We start from the raw sequence: 17,250 nt of genomic DNA on the forward strand, positions 1-17,250 counted from the left end.
TTCAATGGTTGCATCGACTTGTTGAGGTCTGACCGAAAGCTCGCTGGCAATTTGGGCTGCAATTTTTTTGGTGGTCGTGGAAGCGGAGGAAGCCTGGGTAGATAAGGTGTTCATGCGAAAGTAAAAGATCCTTGCGAGCGGTAAAGAGGTATCAGTCTTAAAAACAACAAATAGCAATGCACTAAATGGTGACGAGCATGGCGATTTAAACCCCTGCAGTAAATAAAAAATGAAACAAAACAACGAAAATATCTGTTCCAATTTCACAACTAAAGGCAGTGTTGCGGCGCTACGACTGTGTTCATTATTTATATCTATTTAGAATAAGTGCTACAAAGCGACAAAATGTATCTGGAAAGCAATGAGTTGACGTGAAAGAATGATGGAATAGAAAAATAAATGGGCTCAGAGTCACGGGCCCTGAGCCCATTTATTTTTATCGAGATAGACAGAAAGAAGAGAAAGTAGTGGCGAATAAGTTAAACCCTAAACAGCAAGAAGCCGTAGATTATGTTGGTGGTCCTTTACTCGTACTAGCGGGCGCTGGCAGCGGCAAGACCAGTGTAATCACGCGAAAAATTGCCTACCTGATTAAAAGCTGTGGTATTCCGGGGCGCCATATTGCTGCGGTGACCTTTACCAATAAAGCTTCTCGCGAGATGAAAGAGCGTGTCGGGCAGTTGGTTTCGGGGCCTGATGCGCGTGGTTTAACCGTATCGACTTTCCATAACCTGGGTTTGAATATCATTCGCACCGAGCATAAGGCGCTTGGCTATAAACCGGGGTTTTCTATTTTCGACAGTGAAGATGCTAAAGCGTTGATTCGCGACCTGATGATGAAAGATGGTGAAGAGAATAGCGACCGAATCAATGAATTTCAGATGGCGATTTCAAACTGGAAAAATGCCATGCTAACTCCGGCTCAGGCCGCACAGCAAGCTCAAACGCCTGACGATGTCACCCTGGCACATGTGTATGAAACCTATACTCGCTACCTCAAAGCCTATAATGCGCTCGACTTCGATGATCTGATTCTTTTACCCGTACAACTTTTCGCTGAACATCCGGATATATTAAGCAAGTGGCGGCAGAAGATTCGCTACCTCTTGGTTGATGAGTACCAAGATACTAATATGGCTCAGTACGAGCTGGTGAAGCAAATCGTGGGTGACCGTCATGCTTTGACAGTCGTAGGCGACGATGACCAGTCTATCTATGCCTGGCGTGGAGCAAGGCCAGAAAACCTGGCGCGTCTGGAAAAAGACTTCCCAAGCCTGAAGCTGATTAAGCTGGAGCAGAATTATCGCTCTACCAGTTTGATCTTGCGTGCGGCGAATACCTTGATCGCCAACAACCCTCATATGTTTGATAAAGCACTATGGAGCCAGCTGGGTGACGGAGAGCGAATTCGTGTAATTCGTTGTCGCCATGAAGATGCAGAGGCAGAACAAATTGCCGCAGAGATTCTTGATCTTAAGTTGAAAAAGGATATCCCCTTTAAAGACTTCGCTGTGCTTTATCGTGGTAACCACCAGGCGCGTCTGCTGGAAATCAAGATGCAGGCTTTTCAGGTGCCTTATCGCTTGTCTGGTGGTACCTCCTTCTTTGCCAAGAATGAAATCAAAGATGCCATGGCCTACTTGCGTCTCATTGCTAACCCTGATGATGACGCAGCATTTCTTCGGGTAGTCAACGTACCACGCAGAGAGATCGGCCCCTCAACCTTGGAGAAACTCGGAAATTATTCGACTGAGCGACATATTAGTTTGAATCAGGCTGTCGGTGAAATTGGTTTGGAACAAGTGTTGAGTGGTAAGGCGCTGGATCGGGTCAGGCGCTTTAGCGATTGGTTACGAAAAACAACGGAACGTTGTTATCAGGAAGATCCGATACCTGTGATCAAGCAGTTGTTTACCGATATTGAGTATGATCAATGGCTGTACCAAAACTCTAATACGCCAAAAGCGGCTGAGAAACGTATGGAGAATATCTGGTACTTGGTTGATTCGTTAAAAAATATGATCGACGCCGATAAAGGCACAGCGGATGAAATTGGTATAGAAGAAGCGGTTTCCAAATTGATCCTTCGAGATATGCTGGAGCAACAAGAAGAAGAGGATGATAGCGATAAGGTGCACATGCTTACGCTTCATGCCTCGAAAGGTCTTGAATTTCCACATGTTTTTATCATGGGGCTTGAAGAAGAATTATTGCCGCATAGAAACAGCATTGAAGAAGATAACATCGAAGAAGAGCGCCGCCTGATGTATGTGGGCATCACAAGAGCCCAGCGGACTTTAGCATTGACTTATGCTGCAGCACGAAAACAATATGGCGAGAAAATAGAAACCATTCCTAGTCGCTTTTTAGATGAAATTCCCGAAGATGACTTGCATTGGGAAGGTGGCGAGCAAAAAGATAAAGAGCTTGTGCAGAAAAAGGGCAATCAAACTCTTTCGGCGCTTTTAGATGGCCTCAAGTAAATATTACTGATTACTTTTGGCCGACGCTAGGGTTGGCGAGCTGTGGTCGCCATTCCCACCATTCATGTTCGCCTTCCGGCGTACTTTCTTTGGTTTTATAGACATCCCAGGTGACGAGATAGTCAGGGTTTTGTACCTGCTTACCACTAATCGGGTCGTGATAGTCACCGGGTGGTGCAATAAACCAGGGGCGAAGTGAAGAAGGGATGGTGAATTCACTTTCTTGTTTCAAGTCCTGGACGGTGATGCCATCTTCTTCTGTGACTTTGCAAACAGTACCAGCGAGCTGCTTTTGATCCAGCACTTCTCCAGACCGGTCAAAATAGGTGATGCCTACCAGAATGGTTTTTCCAGAAATGTTTTGTAGGGTAATTGCCTGATCTGTCACTGAGAATCCTTATTGAAGAAAAATATGAAGCTATCATAGCCCTTAAGCCTCTGCCGAAACAATTGTCTCTTTCAATTCAGCATCCTCTGTTTCGAAAAGAGCACAAAGTTCTAGCTGTGCTTTAATGGTATTTTGTTCGCTTTGGTCTAAACGCTTCCATTTTTCACAAAGCTCCTGCCAGGTTCTGAGTTGAAAGGTTTTTACCACTGACTTAAAAGGGTAGCCACGTAACTTTCCTGTATAAAGTGTTTTTCCCTGATTGAAGGCTAGTTCGTTGAACTCTGTTGCTCCCTGAGCTTTTGCCAGGTGATATGCCTGCTTATTTTGAACCATGAGCGATGCATAGGTGCTCATGATGGTGTTGAGCAAGGGCTTAAGTGCCCCTGAAAAATAAAGCTCCCCTTCTTTCTGTTGTAAGCGATGTTTGCCGCTATAGATCATCTCAAGCCAGGCGTGTGTCTGCGGAGCGAGTTCTTGCATTAGCTTATTTGTTTCTGGGTCGACCAGGTTCATAGCGAGTTGGCCGTAGGCACTGGCATCGGCAATGGTAAACTGATCACCGAGTAAGAATTTTTGCAGGGTTAATACTTCCTCCATGCCTTTTAGATATTGCTTCCAGCTTTCGAACAATAAGGTATGTGTTTCAGGAAAACCTTCTTTATACGGGGGGGATAGAGCTTTTGAAACACCGCTTCGATAGCTCTTTGGCGCGACACTAAATAAGTAAGGACAGCGTGCCACCTGTCGCTTAGGAAAGCGCCTGGAAAGTAGTAAGGGGCCGCCTGGCGGCAAAGCGTGACGAAATTCTTTTGCGAGTAATTTACCCATTATGTTCGACTTGGCGGAGCCTACCCAGCGCATATGATGGACCATGTATAGGCCGAACTCGTCAAAGGCTTCGTCGATTAAGCTGGCGATAAAATTCAAACAAGGGTCTTCCGGGAATAAGCGATGTCTATGGCTATTTCCCTGAGTGGGGGGCTTCTGGTCAAGATAGTGTGCGATGGCTGTGCTGTCGTATTGAAAATCTTTGCCGTTTTCAGTAAAGAAAGGAACGGCAGGGTACTCATCTAAGTCGGCATCCATTTCAGGATAGCGGCTTATCTGCTTATGCTGTTTTTGATACTCAAGGCGTAATAAGGTCTGAGTATTTTCAAGATAGCTTCCATGCGCGGGTAAGCGGCGATAAGGGATGCCACAGTACTCCAGGTAAGCTTGCATCTTTAATACGAAGGGCGAAAGCTCGACGCCCCAAATAATTGCAGAACTGATTTGTATTTTATTCTTATTTTTCATTTAGGGCTCAACCTATAAAACAGCATTACATCAAATGAGCCTGAAAGAAACGCGATAGGTCTTGTATCTCGCTTAGACAAACTTCGTGTTCCATCGGGTAGTTTAGATATTGCACTGTGTGGCCTCGCGCTTCAAGAATCGCCGCCGCTTTTTTACCTTGCCTTTCCACGACCATTGGGTCATGAGTGCCGTGGCAGATTAATACTGGCAGCTGGCTATTCGCGGGCGCGGTATCAAAGCTATCTTCTTGTGGAAAATAGGTCGACAAGCCTGCCAGTGCTGCAAGGGGGCTGGGGTAAGTTAAGGCTGCATGGTAGGCCACGGCTCCACCCTGCGAAAAGCCCATTACAATGATTCGTTCGCTCTTGATGCCTCGCTCGATTTCCCTATCGATCAGCGTTTGGATATTCTTCACCGAACTTTGCAATTGTTCGTGGTTTATCACGCGCTCTTCAGTCAGTTCAAGAATGTCATACCAGGCGGGCATGATATAGCCAGCATTAACCGTGATGGGGATTTCCGAGGCATTTGGAAATATAAAGCGTATACCTAAGCCTTCCGGTAGCGCTAATTCCTCGACGATAGGTACAAAGTCGTTTCCATTTGCCCCGAGGCCGTGCAGCCAAATAATACTTGCTGATACCGTGTCAGCAGTTTGTCGCTCAATACAGTCTAATAGGGGCATGTGATGAAATCCTTAATTATCCAATAGGTGAAAAAGATAGTTTTAATAGGTAGTATGGGTAACTCGTGTGACGCAGTGGACAAAATTAATGATAAACCTGCGTATTTGACATTGTTTAACCTTATACCTTGCTTGTAAAGCTGGCAAAGCGAGAATTATGTCTACACTGAATTAAAGCCTTTCCTGATCTTGAGTAAATTATTGGTGCTTATGGTGGCATAAGTGGCAAATGTTGTAGTTATGACGAAAAGTGCAAGGCGCTCTGTTGCTTGTTTTAGGAAGAAAAAATGAAACCCGAACTCAATACATTTCAAATGCTGAATGCAGCAAAAACAAATCTTTCAAACTTGAATCGCAGCCTATCTTTGGTGGGAGCTGGTTTAGTCATCAGTTTAGCTGCTGGCTGTGCTTCAGTTGATAAGAAGGACAATAGTGCGATGTCTGATAGCTCGGCTGAGCTTAGTGTGGCGGAAGTACAGCCAAGCCAAGAGGAGCTAGCTAGGAACGAGAAAGAAAATGCTGCTAAAGCTGATGAAATGATGAAAAGCCTTAAAGCTCCTGTGGTTGAACCAGGTGCTAAGACTGAACAGCCGGTCAGCAAAGAGGTGAAGCCTACAGTTAAGGAAGTTGTCGCAGAAGTAACGCAGAAGGCCGTTACAGCGGTAGCAGACAAGGGTGTGAAGGTAGCAGTAGAAAAAGAGCCAGCTAAAGCTGAGGTTAAAAAAGTAGCTGCGAAGGTAGAGGAAGCTAAAAAAGATGTTGTTAAAGCGCCTGTTGTGCAAAAGAAAGGCTCTGTTAAGCCCTTAGCAATTAGCGAGAAAGACCTTCCTGCAAACTATGATATTTGGGTGTTAAAGCAGGGTGATACAGCATTAACTCAAGGGCTTGTTATTAGCACGCCAACTTGGGAGATGGGTAAAGAAGGTTATATGTCTCAAATTTGGCTAACCTTTAAAGAAAATGAGATTCACATTAACAGTTCTTCTGATATTGCCAGCGAAGCAAAGAATTTAGGTATTCGTATCGACGGAGGTGACTTGATTCCTTTTACGCGAATAGCTGAGAATAATATTGGAATTGTTGAAGGTGAGTGGCTAGATAAACTGGCAAATGCGAGTAAGCTGGATATTTACCTAGGCTTCTTCCCTGGCAAGAAACCTACAAGTGATACTTTCCATAGTGATACCTCTCTGGAAAATCTGGACCGTGTTGTGGCAACTTACCGTAAGTTGAGTAAGTAATTACCTAGACTATTAGGTGAATAATAGGGCTGCATTAATGCGGCCTTTTTTGTGGCTTGAATAAATAGATTGTGCGCAATATACTTGCATAACTAGAGGATAAGACAATGAAGAAAGTTATTTATCTACTGATATTTTTTATACTGGCTGGAGTCATCACAATGCGAGTAATTGAGAACAATACAGCACCTAAATTAGGTGTTCAAAATGGTGAGCTGAAGCCCTTGGGAAGTCGGCCTAATAGCGTATCAACTCAAACCGATAAGCCTGATAAGCAGGTAAAATCGATTGCCTTCGATATAGAAGCAAAGCAGCAGATGCAGAAGGTTCAAAATGTCATAGACGCTATGCCGGGGGCAAAAATTCTTCAGCAAAGTGATCACTATTTGTATGCCGTTTTTACCAGTCCGCTGATGCGTTTCAAAGACGATGTGGAGGTTTATCTGGATGATGAGCAGAAGCTAATTCACTTTCGTTCAGCGAGTAGGGTGGGGTATTCAGACTTAGGTGTTAACCGGAAGCGATATGAGGACTTTGCTAGGCGACTGTCTGTATTGAGTCAATAAGCGAAATTAAAAAAGGCCTGTCAGCGGAAAGCTGATAGGCCTTATTGAACGGCGTATCTATCGTTTAGTTCTTATCCCAGTCAAACTCATTTGCACCGATCGCGCCGCTATTATCCTCGTCCCAGCTTTTTTGGCCTAGGGAGTTATATTCTAAAAAGCCATCGCCTGATTGAGCGTTAGTAGGCGTTGCACGCAAGGTATAAGTGCTCCCTGTCGCCGCGGTGATGCTTAGGTTGTAGAACACTGCACTGCTGCCTAGAGGTGCCGTTGTTGAAAAAATAGCTGGGGAGCCTGTATCACCACCTTGTGCTGCCCCCAGATAGGAGTTTGTTTGTGTCGAGTGTTTATCCATTGCCGAGGCAAATGCAACGAGCGCAGTTTTCGCATCACTTCTTCTGGCATCGATGACATAGTCTTGATAAGCCGGAATAGCGATAGCACTAATGATTGCGACAATAGCGACGACTACTAGTAGCTCCACTAAAGTGAAGCCACGTTGGCTCTTATATATTGAGCTGTAATTATTCATCATTACTCCTCTTGAACCCAATAGGTTTTAATAATAGGTCGTTCACCTTCGGGTGGTTCACAGTTCTCCAAACCTGTACATATAGTACATTTATTATCTATGCATAGCCTCTTAGGTGGTGCAGGTATTTGCAGAATTTTCACTTCTCTATCGGGAACCGTCAACTCTGTATCCAAGCCAATGCCATCATAGTTTTTGACCGGTGTTGCATCTAATAACGCTACATGAAATAGACGAGAAATACCGGGGTTAAAGGTACAGCCCGATTTATTGGGCTTGGGTTCGTAAGTGGTGTAGTAAACATCGCCGTCAACCGTTAGCGTTGGCGCTAAGACCTTTTCACCAGAGCGTGTTAAGCGTATAAACCAGCCTTCTTTTGGTGGAACAACATTTCCTTCACCGTCATCATAACCAAAGTACTCTTTATAAGCGGCTTCTTGTTCGTCTTTTGTATTTTGTGCGCTAACATCACCTAGGTGGTTTTCAGTTGCATCATAAAGATCTTCTTCAGTGAGCGTGGTATAAGTGATAGCGCCATCTTCATTCGTTGGTGGCTCAAAGACATCAGAGCTCTTGATTAGATATAAACGGTCTACCACATTGGTGTCCAAAGGGTGCGCCTGCCAGCCAGAACCAATCACAATCGCTAGGTTGACTTGACCATCATTTCGAAGAATAGATACATCGGGTGTGTGGTAAAAACGTCTATTGTTTGCAGTATCGGTGCCAGACAAGCGTGCGATAACGCCACCATTTACGGTCAGTGAATTCGTACTGCTGTTTTCGTTGTCGATATCAAAGCGCCAGAGCTGACCGCCCATATCTCCGACATAAATTTGGTCGGCAATTTTATCACCATTCACATCAATTGCTTTTACATTAGAGGGAATACTGTATTGCATGTCGCTGAAGTTAGAGCCTGTCGCACTCCATATCTTATCGCCTGTTTCTGCATCCACGATATATACTGCACGGCCGATAGAGTCAGTAGAGCGTGTAGTGTTTGTATCTTGATTGGTGTCGTAGCCACCGCCAAAAATTAAGACTTCGCGAATATTATTGCCCATCTTAATTTTTGTTTTCACGGGTTTAGACCAAGTCTGGCCTAATTCTTCGTAGCCATTTGTGCCACCCGGGCCGCCTTTGATTTCCCATAGGAATTGTGGAGAGTTACGATCAGAAGCGTCAAGCGCATAATAATTACTGCCGCCTCTACGCATGCCCGTGTACACATAGACAAAGTCATCGGCATCGTAAAGGTCGAGGTCGTTATTGCTGTCGTGTGACCAAACGGATACCGAACCATCTAGCCCATAGATATGAGAAACAGACTGAGAATTTTCCATCAGCTCTGCTTGGTTGCTTAGTAGCTCGTCAGGCATAAAGGCAAAGTATTCTTCCCCTTCACCTTGACCATAAGTGCTGCTCGTGCCCGAGCGACCATTGATAGCATGAAGGAAGCCTTGGTTATCGCCAAAAAATATAGTCGTATCAGGGTCATCATCGCTACCCCCGTAAATGACAACAACGGGAGATGAATGCAAAGGGTCGGCTAAACGGTGGCGAGTATCAGTTTGACTACCATCACCATCCGAGTCAAATACATCTAGGTCGCGAACCCAGTTGAGTAGCTGTTGACGTTCTGCATCAGTGGCTGAGCTGATATTTAGCATGTCTTTGGTTATGGCTGTATTGTCAGAAGATATTTTGTTCTCAGCGCTTGTTAGGTTTTTGGAACCGCCCAAATAAGTGAACATATTGCGGTCGGCTTCGTTATTGGGCAAGTTTTCTGCTGCACCCCCGAGTTGAATATCGTTTGCATCGATCTCTTTTGACCACCAGCTCCATGCACCGGGGTCGGTTTCTGTATTGCTACGACCTTTAAAAAAACCTGTTTCTTCATCAATCGCGGCGCGATCTTTTAGGTCATAGACAATACCGTCAGAACCCAGCCGGTAGCGTTTCAAGTTCCCTGTCCAGCGTGGGCCGCTTTCAGGTTTGAATACCGAGAAATATAACTCATCACGATGGTTAAGGCGGTTAAAGGTGTTCACAGCGACGCCAGGAGAAACAAAGGAGGTGCTAATATCCTTAAGGCTAGAGAAAATCTGCTTAATCGCACTTTCTAACTCGGTGGTATCGTTGGCAGTATAATACTTACCGCCACCACCGGCGTGTGAGTCGGTACCTTCTGCGGTACGACGTAATAGATCATCGTCCAGCTCAAAACCAATCGTATAGGTCGTCACTGTTTGTTCGCCGTCGTACTCGTTGCTAATATCGTTTTCGTTCATATAACGAGATATTTCATCTAGGCAGTTGCCGGAACATGAGCCAACAGTCTTCTGTATTACAGAGCGTGATGCAGTATCATTGGAGTCACTATAACCTGAATTATAAGCGTCATAGGTAGGCTCACCATCGGTAAGTAAGACAACGTTATTGGGTTGGCATTCATCAGAGATTGGACTGTTGTATTTACTAGAGCTGCTTGGGTCTTTCGACGCTGCGACACTGCCCCTGCCCAAGAATACACTGCCACCTGAATAGTAACGAGAGGCTTCAAATAAGGTTTCTGAAAGCGGAGTCCATGTATCAGGAGATAAGCTCTTTAAATCCGCGTTAAAGGCGGTACGATTGTCCTCGATGTAGCCGATCGGAGTTGTTACGCGCCCGCCTTGTTTACCGCCTTGGTCAGTATTGAAACTCATTAAGCCAATATTGATACCGGAGGTACTATTAACGAGGTTGGTAATAACGTTCTTCATGATCGATATTCGAGACTGTGAAACCGGCTCTCGGTAGTACTTGTACCAGTTTTGATAGTTTGCTGAAAAGAAGTCGTATGTTCTGTAACCTCCCCAACTAACTTCTTTTGATTTGTTACTCGTCCACATGGAATTATTGTTGCGAGCATAAGTGTTGCCGGTGGTACCGTTTTTCCCGTGTTCGCCACGGTCGTCTTTACACTCGATAACATTCGAGTTTTGCCAGCCCCCGCTGACCCATTGCGCACCACTAGAGTTGCCAAACAAACTTTTCCAGGAGTTACTGCTCTTCTTGAAGCCTGCTGTTTTAGCCGATGTGTATTGGCCCGATGCTGCCAACTTATCAACCATCGTTTGGCAATGGTTCTGGCTACTTAAAATTCGCCCTTTATATCTATAATAGCTGTTGTAGACATAGATATACGTATCTGAGTACGCGCTCTTGCCATCGTCTATGGCTTTTTGAGTATAGTTAACACTATTATCATAGGGTGTTTCAGTCTTAACTGTACTTGCCATACTGCCTGAGTTATCAAGAATAAACAGCACGTTAGGCGTTAGTTCATTTGAAGCGCTGGATTCAAATAGTATTTCGGTATCATCTGCGTGGGCACAATTGGCAGAGAGTAAGGTGATGATGCAAGAGGCGATACCGTGGCTGAATTTAGAACTGATGGTTTTCATTTTGTCGCCTCCAAATTGAAATAGCGAAGATGATGGAGTTCGTTTGTTTCCGGATAGTAACTGACTGCACCGCTTTTTCCGTTGTATTTAGTTAACTCATCAAAGGGTACGGCTTGTGAGCTGATATAGGCTTTGCTAGCAGCGGTCACTTTATACTTATTTAGCGCGCAAGTCGGGCACTCGCGGGCTTCAATACTATGTACTTTGCCATTCAGCCCCCGATTAAGTTCAATAGATTCTGTTTCATAACCTAATGTGACATGCTCTAAGGGGGTTGGCGGGTCACGATCTTCACCAATATTATTCTTTGCATCGCTGTAGGCCAAACTACTAAAGAGCAGGCCAATCAATAGAGATAAAGTGAGTCGATATGTTTTTTTCATTGTTGCCTCCTGATGGCCTCGTTGCAGATGAGGGTCATCAATATTGGTTTCTCGTGTAATTCGTTCTATTCGTAATAACTTAATAGTACTCAATACCCTGTCGAAGTACTGTTTGTGCATTCGTTGATTCCAGCCTGCCTGTTGCAGCGACATCAAAACGTTGGGCTTTGACGTCTGTAGAACCTTCGTCGGCATCTAATGAGCTGCCGCTGCTGAGTATAACTTCACCTAAATAGGTCACCTGATAATCAGCGCTGACATCAATGGCTTCAATATCATAGCTAGTAATTTCTCCACGAGTGCCTGGCTCGCCCATCGTATCGGTAAGAGCATCCTGATTGTTGGTGAGATCTAGCAGCAGGCCACCAACTGAACTTTCAGCAGCTTGAAAGGTGATATTAGTATTTTGAGCATTCGCAGCCATTTTTTCTTGTACCAGTGATGTGCTCATGGAAGATACGCCGACTAGCGTCATAACGATTAGTATGATTAAACTAATAACGAGTGCCGCACCTTGCTGGCGTGGTATGTTATTAAGGGTTTGATGAGTTCTGGTTTTCATACTTCAAATACCACCTGATCTAAATTGTAGTACGTCGATTACGTAAGTTGATTGTTGTACTGAACTCACGGCGTAAACGTCGATCTGAGTCATAGATAACCTCTGCATCAGATGTGCTGGATTGAATTGTCTCGCCGGGCAATAGATAAGAGGCTTCATCATTAGTGAGCAGCACCTCTCGTTTTCCGCTAATAAGCAGGCCGAGTTGAACGCTCTCGACTAATTGCATGTCGTCAACTTCATCGGCTGTGACATAACGAAGGTTGCCATTTACTAGGCGCTCGCCATAAAGAACCTGCATATTGTCGACACCCGAAATAAGTTCTTCTACGGTAAAATTAGGGTTGGCCGTATTACTCATCGTGTCTGTCGCTCGGTATAGCGCGTTGATCGGTATACCTCGGTCTGTGGTTCTACCCGTCGCAGCAACGAAGTAGACGACTGACTCAAATCTCATGATTTGAGCGGAATCTGTATAAGGTTGGCTCAAGCGGTTATCGCTATTGGAACCCATTGCATGAGCAAGCGTAACATTGGCACCAGCATTAGGGTTGTTGGTAATACGAAACATATCTGCGTTTTGACAGCTGGCAATCACGACAATGTCGTCTTGAACAAAGCCCATATCATTATTAGAAATTTGAATGTTTGCATTGGCGGCTGTCATGTTGCCTACGAGCTGAGCATTAGCAACGGTGGCTCCCTGAATTGAAATGACATCACTACCTACCAAGGCATTGTCGACAAAATCTTCATTTCTAAAATATTCGCCATTATTTCGGATAATGTCTCCAGTAAGCGGATCGATATCGTTGTCTGTTGCCCAATTGTTATCTTCGACCTCAAAGCCGATTAAAGCAGATTTAAAGAAGTTTTCGGTGGGGGGGTTGTTGGCAATGATATTGACCGCAACTGTTGCTGGGTCCATACACCCTTGATAGCCTGCCATGCGGATGTCCCGAGCCAGGAAATCAATGGCTTGGCGACCTGTCTCCTGAATGCGTGATAGTTCGTTGGTAAATGTATCTGACTCACGAGAGTTGAAGTAAATGTTCGAAACACCAATCATTAGAATTGAACTGATGACTAGGCCAATCATTAGCTCGATTAAGCTGAGACCAGACATTCGCTTGAGTGTTGATAAGCCTGAATGTGCCTGTAATGTTGTTGGATATTGATTCATGATGTGCTCCTCCCTTACAACACTAGGTTAACCAAAAAGGTTTGGTTAGAGACTTGATTGCTTTGTGTTTCGTCATCCCACTGTGTTTCATTCCAGGAGATTTCAATGGTAAACAGGTTATTGTCACCCCGGATTATTCTGCCCCGTGCATCGGGTAAAAGAATGGCTGACTCATCAGTGCCATTGAGGCGTTGTGCCCATTCAAACAAATCATTGTCTGCCAATCTAGCTTCACTGCAGCCATTGATGCTGTTAATACAGCCCGGGTCTGATGGCACTGTGCCAAGTGAATCGAAGCCGTCATAAGCACCGGCAATCGCTTCATCAGCGTTTGTTCTCATACGGTCTGCCATATCATAAACAAGTAGAGAGGCTTGCGAGCGAAGATAGGCACTTTGGTTATTACGTAAGCCCTGAACTTGCAGGCTAGCAACACCCAGCAAACCAATTGATAAAATAACAATGGCAACCAGAATCTCGATCAGAGTGAACCCACCCTGATGCTTAGGAGAAAGAGGCTGCAATAGTTGGGCTGAAGATGCATAGGGGCTTAGCTTGCTGGACATATTACATTCACCCCTTCATGGTTGTTAACGATATCATCGGGCGTTTCTTCTTCGTCTACCGCTGACCTGACGTGGCCGATCACACTAATAATAATTGCTTTGGCTTCAGTGATACCGCGCTCGTCACACAAAACAAAAGTGCCTGAGGAACCGGGGATACCATTTGAATCAAACTGAACAAAGCCTTGATTAGGAAAGCCAAACGTTCGGAGAGTGTTATCACCTGTTAACCTTTCGCCAACTCGTAAGACTTCGTCGACGGCGTTATCAAGAACGCCGTTGCCATTTAGGTCTTCGCCAGGGTCTAGTACATTATCGCCGTTTAAATCTTCATTGATGTTATCTAACACCTGATCGCCGTTAAGGTCAGACATAATAAACCAGCCATTTTCCCAGTCGTTGGTGTCACATGCCGGTGCGCCGGTGTTTATGCTATTGCTCGCGCAGAGTGTAATGGTTGTACCAGGGCGTTTAGCCCCTTCACTACGAGCGTAGGCCAGCATGCCCAGAGTGGCATTGGTTTGAGATGTAAGCCGAGCTTTATCAATCGTCTCTTGTATGCTTGGTGCACCCATTGCCAATAGGATGCCTAAGACGACGATGGTAATCATCAACTCGACTAGCGTAAAGCCCGCCATCAGCCGTTTATTTAACGGCGAACGCGGATTTGTAATTGGGGGTATATGTTTTTTCATAATGTCATTAAACAGTTGAGGAGCAGAACTAACAAGCTCAAAGAGACAAGTGGTCGATAGTAATGATAGACGGTAATTCCGGAATTGAAATTGTGCGTTACATCTAATTTTCGGGCTGCTTAAAGCGCCTGAATTTATTGCAAGATATAGTCTTTTACGTCTACACCGTGAGTACCATTCGTAATGCCTTCCTTAATAGCATAGGGTTTACCATGCTTGTCTATCGGGTCTTTAATCAGATTAATTACGTAGGAAGAGCGGAATTTTTTATCGGCTGTCATGACCAGTTCAACTTTAGGGCGCAGACGAGAGTCAGCGTTCGCTGATACGACGATGCCTACTTCACCGTTGGTCATTTCGACCAAAGTACCCGGAGGGTAAATGCCTACCATACGAATAAACGCTTCAACCAGCTCGGAGTCGAAGTGCTTGTCTCGTTCGGCGTAGAGAATTTTTAAAGCATCAAAGGCTGGTGAGCCGTCTTTGTATGAACGGGTACTTGTGATTGCATCATAAACATCGACAATTGATACCATGCGTACAAACTGATGGAGGTAAGCTGCACTTAGTTTTTCTGGGTAGCCCTTGCCGTCGATACGTTCGTGATGAAAGTGTGCTGTATCCTTAATTAGTTTGTTGACGCCTTGTTGTTCGTCTAATAGTTCTTTGCCATACACCGAGTGCTGTTTCATTATGTCATATTCGATGCGTGTTAGACGGCCTGGTTTGTTCAATATGTCGTCTGGTATTTTAGTTTTACCAATATCATGTAGCATGCCGCACAGACCGATGGTTTCTAGCTCGTGCTCTTTTAATCCAATGAAACGCCCGAAGGCAATTGCTAATATACCGACGCGCAACGAATGCTCTGCTGTATACTTGTGCTGTTCTTTTACCTGTGTAAGCCATAGTAGGGCGTTAGCATTATTTAGAATGCTGCTGACGCAAGATTGAATCGCTTTACGCGAAGCATCCATATCAAATGATTCACCATTGCTCAGGCTTGTTAATACTTCATCGACATGGTCTTTGGTTTTTTCATAGCTTAGTTTGGCTTTGGGTAGTTCATCGTGGATTTCGAGTTCTTCACGAAAACCGGGGTATTGTTTCTCTTCCTTGGCTTCAACGGTGCCTTTACCTGATTCAAGCCAAAACTCTTTTTCAATTTCAATATAAACAAATACACAGTGTTCGCGGAGTAAATCGATGTGGTCTGGTGTCTCGATAGTTAAGCCTTGAAGCAGTACTGGTACTTCAGTCCAGGGTCTGTCTAAACGAGTGACATGCATGCCTATTTCTAATGAATCAGCAGGGAGCTTTACTTCGATAAGAGACTTAGTCTTGTCTTGTGAGGGTGGTGTGTATTCAATCATTTCTTAGTGTGCAAGTTACCAGGAATCACGTTACTAGGAATAAAAATTTATTTATGCTGTTTAATGGAGCTTAGACGCAAAAATAGTATCTGACCAATTTGGATGTATTGAGCTTAGCATTGAAAATTCTGTTTATATCATCCCCAGATATTTACGCTGCTTCGATTTAGGTCTAAGCTCGGTGGGTTGGAATAAGAAATATAAGGCTGTTTTTAATGGTTGTTAATAACGCGATTATCAATATTACAAATTTGCGACTTCGAACTTATATTGGGTTCAATCCTGAGGAACAGGAAAAGCAACAAGATATTATTATTAATGTGGAAGTACATTATCCTGCAAATAAACTGTGCCTGGAAGATAGTGTTGAAGATGCCTTGAACTATAAACACATTGCAAAAAGCATTATTAAGCATGTTGAGGATGGTCGCTTTCTATTATTGGAAAAACTGGTGTCAGACGTGTTGGGTCTTTGCAGTGAGCACTCTTGGGTGAGCTATGCGAAAGTACGAATTGATAAACCTCACGCGCTACGTTTTGCTGATTCAGTTTCTCTCAGTCTCGAATATAGGAAGCCGGAGTAGTGTTTTATGAGTAAGTCACCTGTTTTGATCACTGGTGTAGGCAGGCGCATTGGCTTGGCGCTGGCGCTTGATTGTTTGGCCAAAGGGTATCATGTGATCGGTACCTATCGAACTAGCTACCCGGAATTGGTGAAGCTGAAGGATATGGGAGCTGAGTTATATCAGTGTGACTTTCAATACCCTGAGCAGGTGAGTCAGTTGATTGATGCAGTAAGTGCAAAACATACATCGTTAAGAGCAATTATCCATAATGCCTCTGATTGGTTGCCCGATAGCAAAAATCGGGAAGATGATTTAAGCACTATCCAACAAATGATGAATGTGCATGTCAATATTCCTTATCACTTGAATCTGGCACTTGAGCCCTTGCTCAGGGCCTACCCGGATGGCATTGCCGATATCATTCATATTACCGACTATGTTGCAGCTACCGGAAGTAAAAAACATATTGCTTACGCGGCAAGTAAGGCTGCTGCCGAGAATCTCGTCTTGTCTTATGCTGCAAAACTAGCACCAGAGGTGACTGTTAATTCAATCGCGCCGGCGCTAATTATATTTAATGCGCAAGATACACAAGCCTATAAAGAAAAGGCGCTTAGCAAATCTGTTATGGCGAGGGAAGGGGGCGTTCAAGAAATCCTACGCGCAATTCACTACTTGCTGCAAAGTGAGTACATGACAGGCCGAAGTATAGAACTCGATGGTGGGCGGCATTTAAAATAAAGCGTGGCCTGTTCAAAAATAATTCAATTGCCCCCTTTTATTAGATAAAAACGTCCTTATATCTTTGTGCAATCAAACATTGTTTTGATCAAAACTTATTAATCTTACGAATTTACAGGAATCACTATGTCGGATTTAGATTTATCCACAAATGAGGCGAAAGCATCATATGGTGTTGGTCTTCAAATGGGCCAACAATTAGCTAACGTCTTTAACGGACTGTCATTAGAAGCTGCTATTGCTGGCATCAATGACGCATTTTCTGGCAAGGGGCCACAGATTCCTGGCGAAGAAATTAATGCGGCGTTTCAAGTGATTCAGACTCAGGTTGAAGCAGAGAAGCAAGAGCAAGCTAAGAAGTTTGCGGGTGAAGGTGAAGCTTTCTTGGCAGAGAATGCTAAGCGTGATGAAGTGACGGTTCTAGAGTCCGGTCTTCAGTACGAAGTAATCACTGCCGGTGAAGGTGATATACCAACAGCTGAAAGTGTTGTAAGCACTCACTATCGTGGTACCTTGATCGACGGTAAGCAGTTTGATAGCT

The 17,250-nt window shown here is 44.4% G+C and carries 17 protein-coding genes; 6 read left to right on the top strand and 11 right to left on the bottom strand.

The features are described from left to right. Positions 1-467: 467 nt before the first annotated feature. Positions 468-2,483, top strand: coding sequence for a DNA helicase Rep (gene rep / locus A3766_RS15580; RefSeq protein ID WP_068553061.1), 2,016 nt, complete (start codon positions 468-470; stop codon positions 2,481-2,483). A 10-nt stretch (positions 2,484-2,493) separates the two neighbouring features. Here the strand turns inward: rep and A3766_RS15585 are convergent, their stop codons facing one another. From A3766_RS15585 to A3766_RS15595, 3 genes are read right to left on the bottom strand one after another with little or no spacing between them, the layout of a single operon-like run. Further along, positions 2,494-2,871, bottom strand: coding sequence for a hypothetical protein (locus A3766_RS15585; protein ID WP_068553059.1), 378 nt, complete (start codon positions 2,869-2,871; stop codon positions 2,494-2,496). Between the two features lie 42 nt (positions 2,872-2,913). Further along, positions 2,914-4,167 carry a glutathione S-transferase family protein gene (locus A3766_RS15590; protein ID WP_068553057.1) on the bottom strand — a complete coding sequence of 418 codons (1,254 nt, stop codon included), beginning with the start codon at positions 4,165-4,167 and terminating at the stop codon, positions 2,914-2,916. A 25-nt stretch (positions 4,168-4,192) separates the two neighbouring features. Beyond that, complete coding sequence (locus A3766_RS15595) at positions 4,193-4,852, bottom strand: alpha/beta hydrolase (RefSeq protein WP_068513036.1); 660 nt, start codon at positions 4,850-4,852, stop codon at positions 4,193-4,195. Between the two features lie 287 nt (positions 4,853-5,139). Here A3766_RS15595 and A3766_RS15600 point away from each other — a divergent pair, with 287 nt between their 5' ends. Beyond that, entirely contained in the window at positions 5,140-6,093 is a 954-nt protein-coding gene (locus A3766_RS15600; RefSeq protein WP_068506619.1) for a hypothetical protein, read from the top strand. A gap of 107 nt (positions 6,094-6,200) precedes the next feature. Then, positions 6,201-6,659, top strand: coding sequence for a DUF1499 domain-containing protein (locus A3766_RS15605; RefSeq protein WP_082865110.1), 459 nt, complete (start codon positions 6,201-6,203; stop codon positions 6,657-6,659). A gap of 64 nt (positions 6,660-6,723) precedes the next feature. Here A3766_RS15605 and A3766_RS15610 read toward each other — a convergent pair whose 3' ends face one another. The 8 genes from A3766_RS15610 to A3766_RS15645 all read right to left on the bottom strand — a co-directional run bounded on the left by A3766_RS15610 (position 6,724) and on the right by A3766_RS15645 (position 15,402). Then, a complete protein-coding gene (locus tag A3766_RS15610; RefSeq protein WP_068634306.1) occupies positions 6,724-7,191 on the bottom strand; it encodes a type IV pilin protein in 468 nt (155 codons plus the stop codon). Continuing rightward, positions 7,191-10,640: a pilus assembly protein gene (locus tag A3766_RS15615; RefSeq protein WP_068642475.1), complete on the bottom strand. Its 3,450-nt coding sequence runs from the start codon at positions 10,638-10,640 to the stop codon at positions 7,191-7,193. The genes A3766_RS15610 and A3766_RS15615 overlap by 1 nt, the downstream gene beginning before the upstream one ends. Beyond that, a complete protein-coding gene (locus tag A3766_RS15620) occupies positions 10,637-11,143 on the bottom strand; it encodes a hypothetical protein (protein WP_197475992.1) in 507 nt (168 codons plus the stop codon). The genes A3766_RS15615 and A3766_RS15620 overlap by 4 nt, the downstream gene beginning before the upstream one ends. Further along, entirely contained in the window at positions 11,103-11,585 is a 483-nt protein-coding gene (locus tag A3766_RS15625; protein WP_068634309.1) for a PilX N-terminal domain-containing pilus assembly protein, read from the bottom strand. The genes A3766_RS15620 and A3766_RS15625 overlap by 41 nt, the downstream gene beginning before the upstream one ends. Before the next feature lie 19 nt (positions 11,586-11,604). Next, positions 11,605-12,768 carry a PilW family protein gene (locus A3766_RS15630; protein WP_082907133.1) on the bottom strand — a complete coding sequence of 388 codons (1,164 nt, stop codon included), beginning with the start codon at positions 12,766-12,768 and terminating at the stop codon, positions 11,605-11,607. Positions 12,769-12,782: 14 nt separating this feature from the next. Beyond that, positions 12,783-13,334 (bottom strand): type IV pilus modification protein PilV, encoded by a 552-nt coding sequence (gene pilV, locus A3766_RS15635; RefSeq protein ID WP_068634310.1) that lies wholly within the window; start codon positions 13,332-13,334, stop codon positions 12,783-12,785. Further along, on the bottom strand, positions 13,319-14,029 hold the full coding sequence (locus A3766_RS15640) for a GspH/FimT family pseudopilin (protein WP_156494858.1): 711 nt from the start codon (positions 14,027-14,029) through the stop codon (positions 13,319-13,321). Before A3766_RS15640 ends, pilV begins: the two co-directional genes overlap by 16 nt. Positions 14,030-14,163: 134 nt before the next feature. Further along, positions 14,164-15,402 (bottom strand): HD-GYP domain-containing protein, encoded by a 1,239-nt coding sequence (locus tag A3766_RS15645; protein ID WP_068634312.1) that lies wholly within the window; start codon positions 15,400-15,402, stop codon positions 14,164-14,166. Positions 15,403-15,617: 215 nt separating this feature from the next. Between A3766_RS15645 and folX the strand changes: the two genes are divergently transcribed. The 3 genes from folX to A3766_RS15660 all read left to right on the top strand — a co-directional run. Next, positions 15,618-15,986 carry a dihydroneopterin triphosphate 2'-epimerase gene (gene folX, locus A3766_RS15650; protein ID WP_068514588.1) on the top strand — a complete coding sequence of 123 codons (369 nt, stop codon included), beginning with the start codon at positions 15,618-15,620 and terminating at the stop codon, positions 15,984-15,986. Between the two features lie 6 nt (positions 15,987-15,992). Next, complete coding sequence (folM, locus tag A3766_RS15655; RefSeq protein ID WP_068514591.1) at positions 15,993-16,709, top strand: dihydromonapterin reductase; 717 nt, start codon at positions 15,993-15,995, stop codon at positions 16,707-16,709. Positions 16,710-16,835: 126 nt separating this feature from the next. Then, positions 16,836-17,250: FKBP-type peptidyl-prolyl cis-trans isomerase N-terminal domain-containing protein (locus A3766_RS15660; protein ID WP_068642477.1), on the top strand; the 415-nt coding region annotated here is incomplete at its 3' end.

It is taken from the genome of Oleiphilus sp. HI0132, assembly GCF_001635845.1.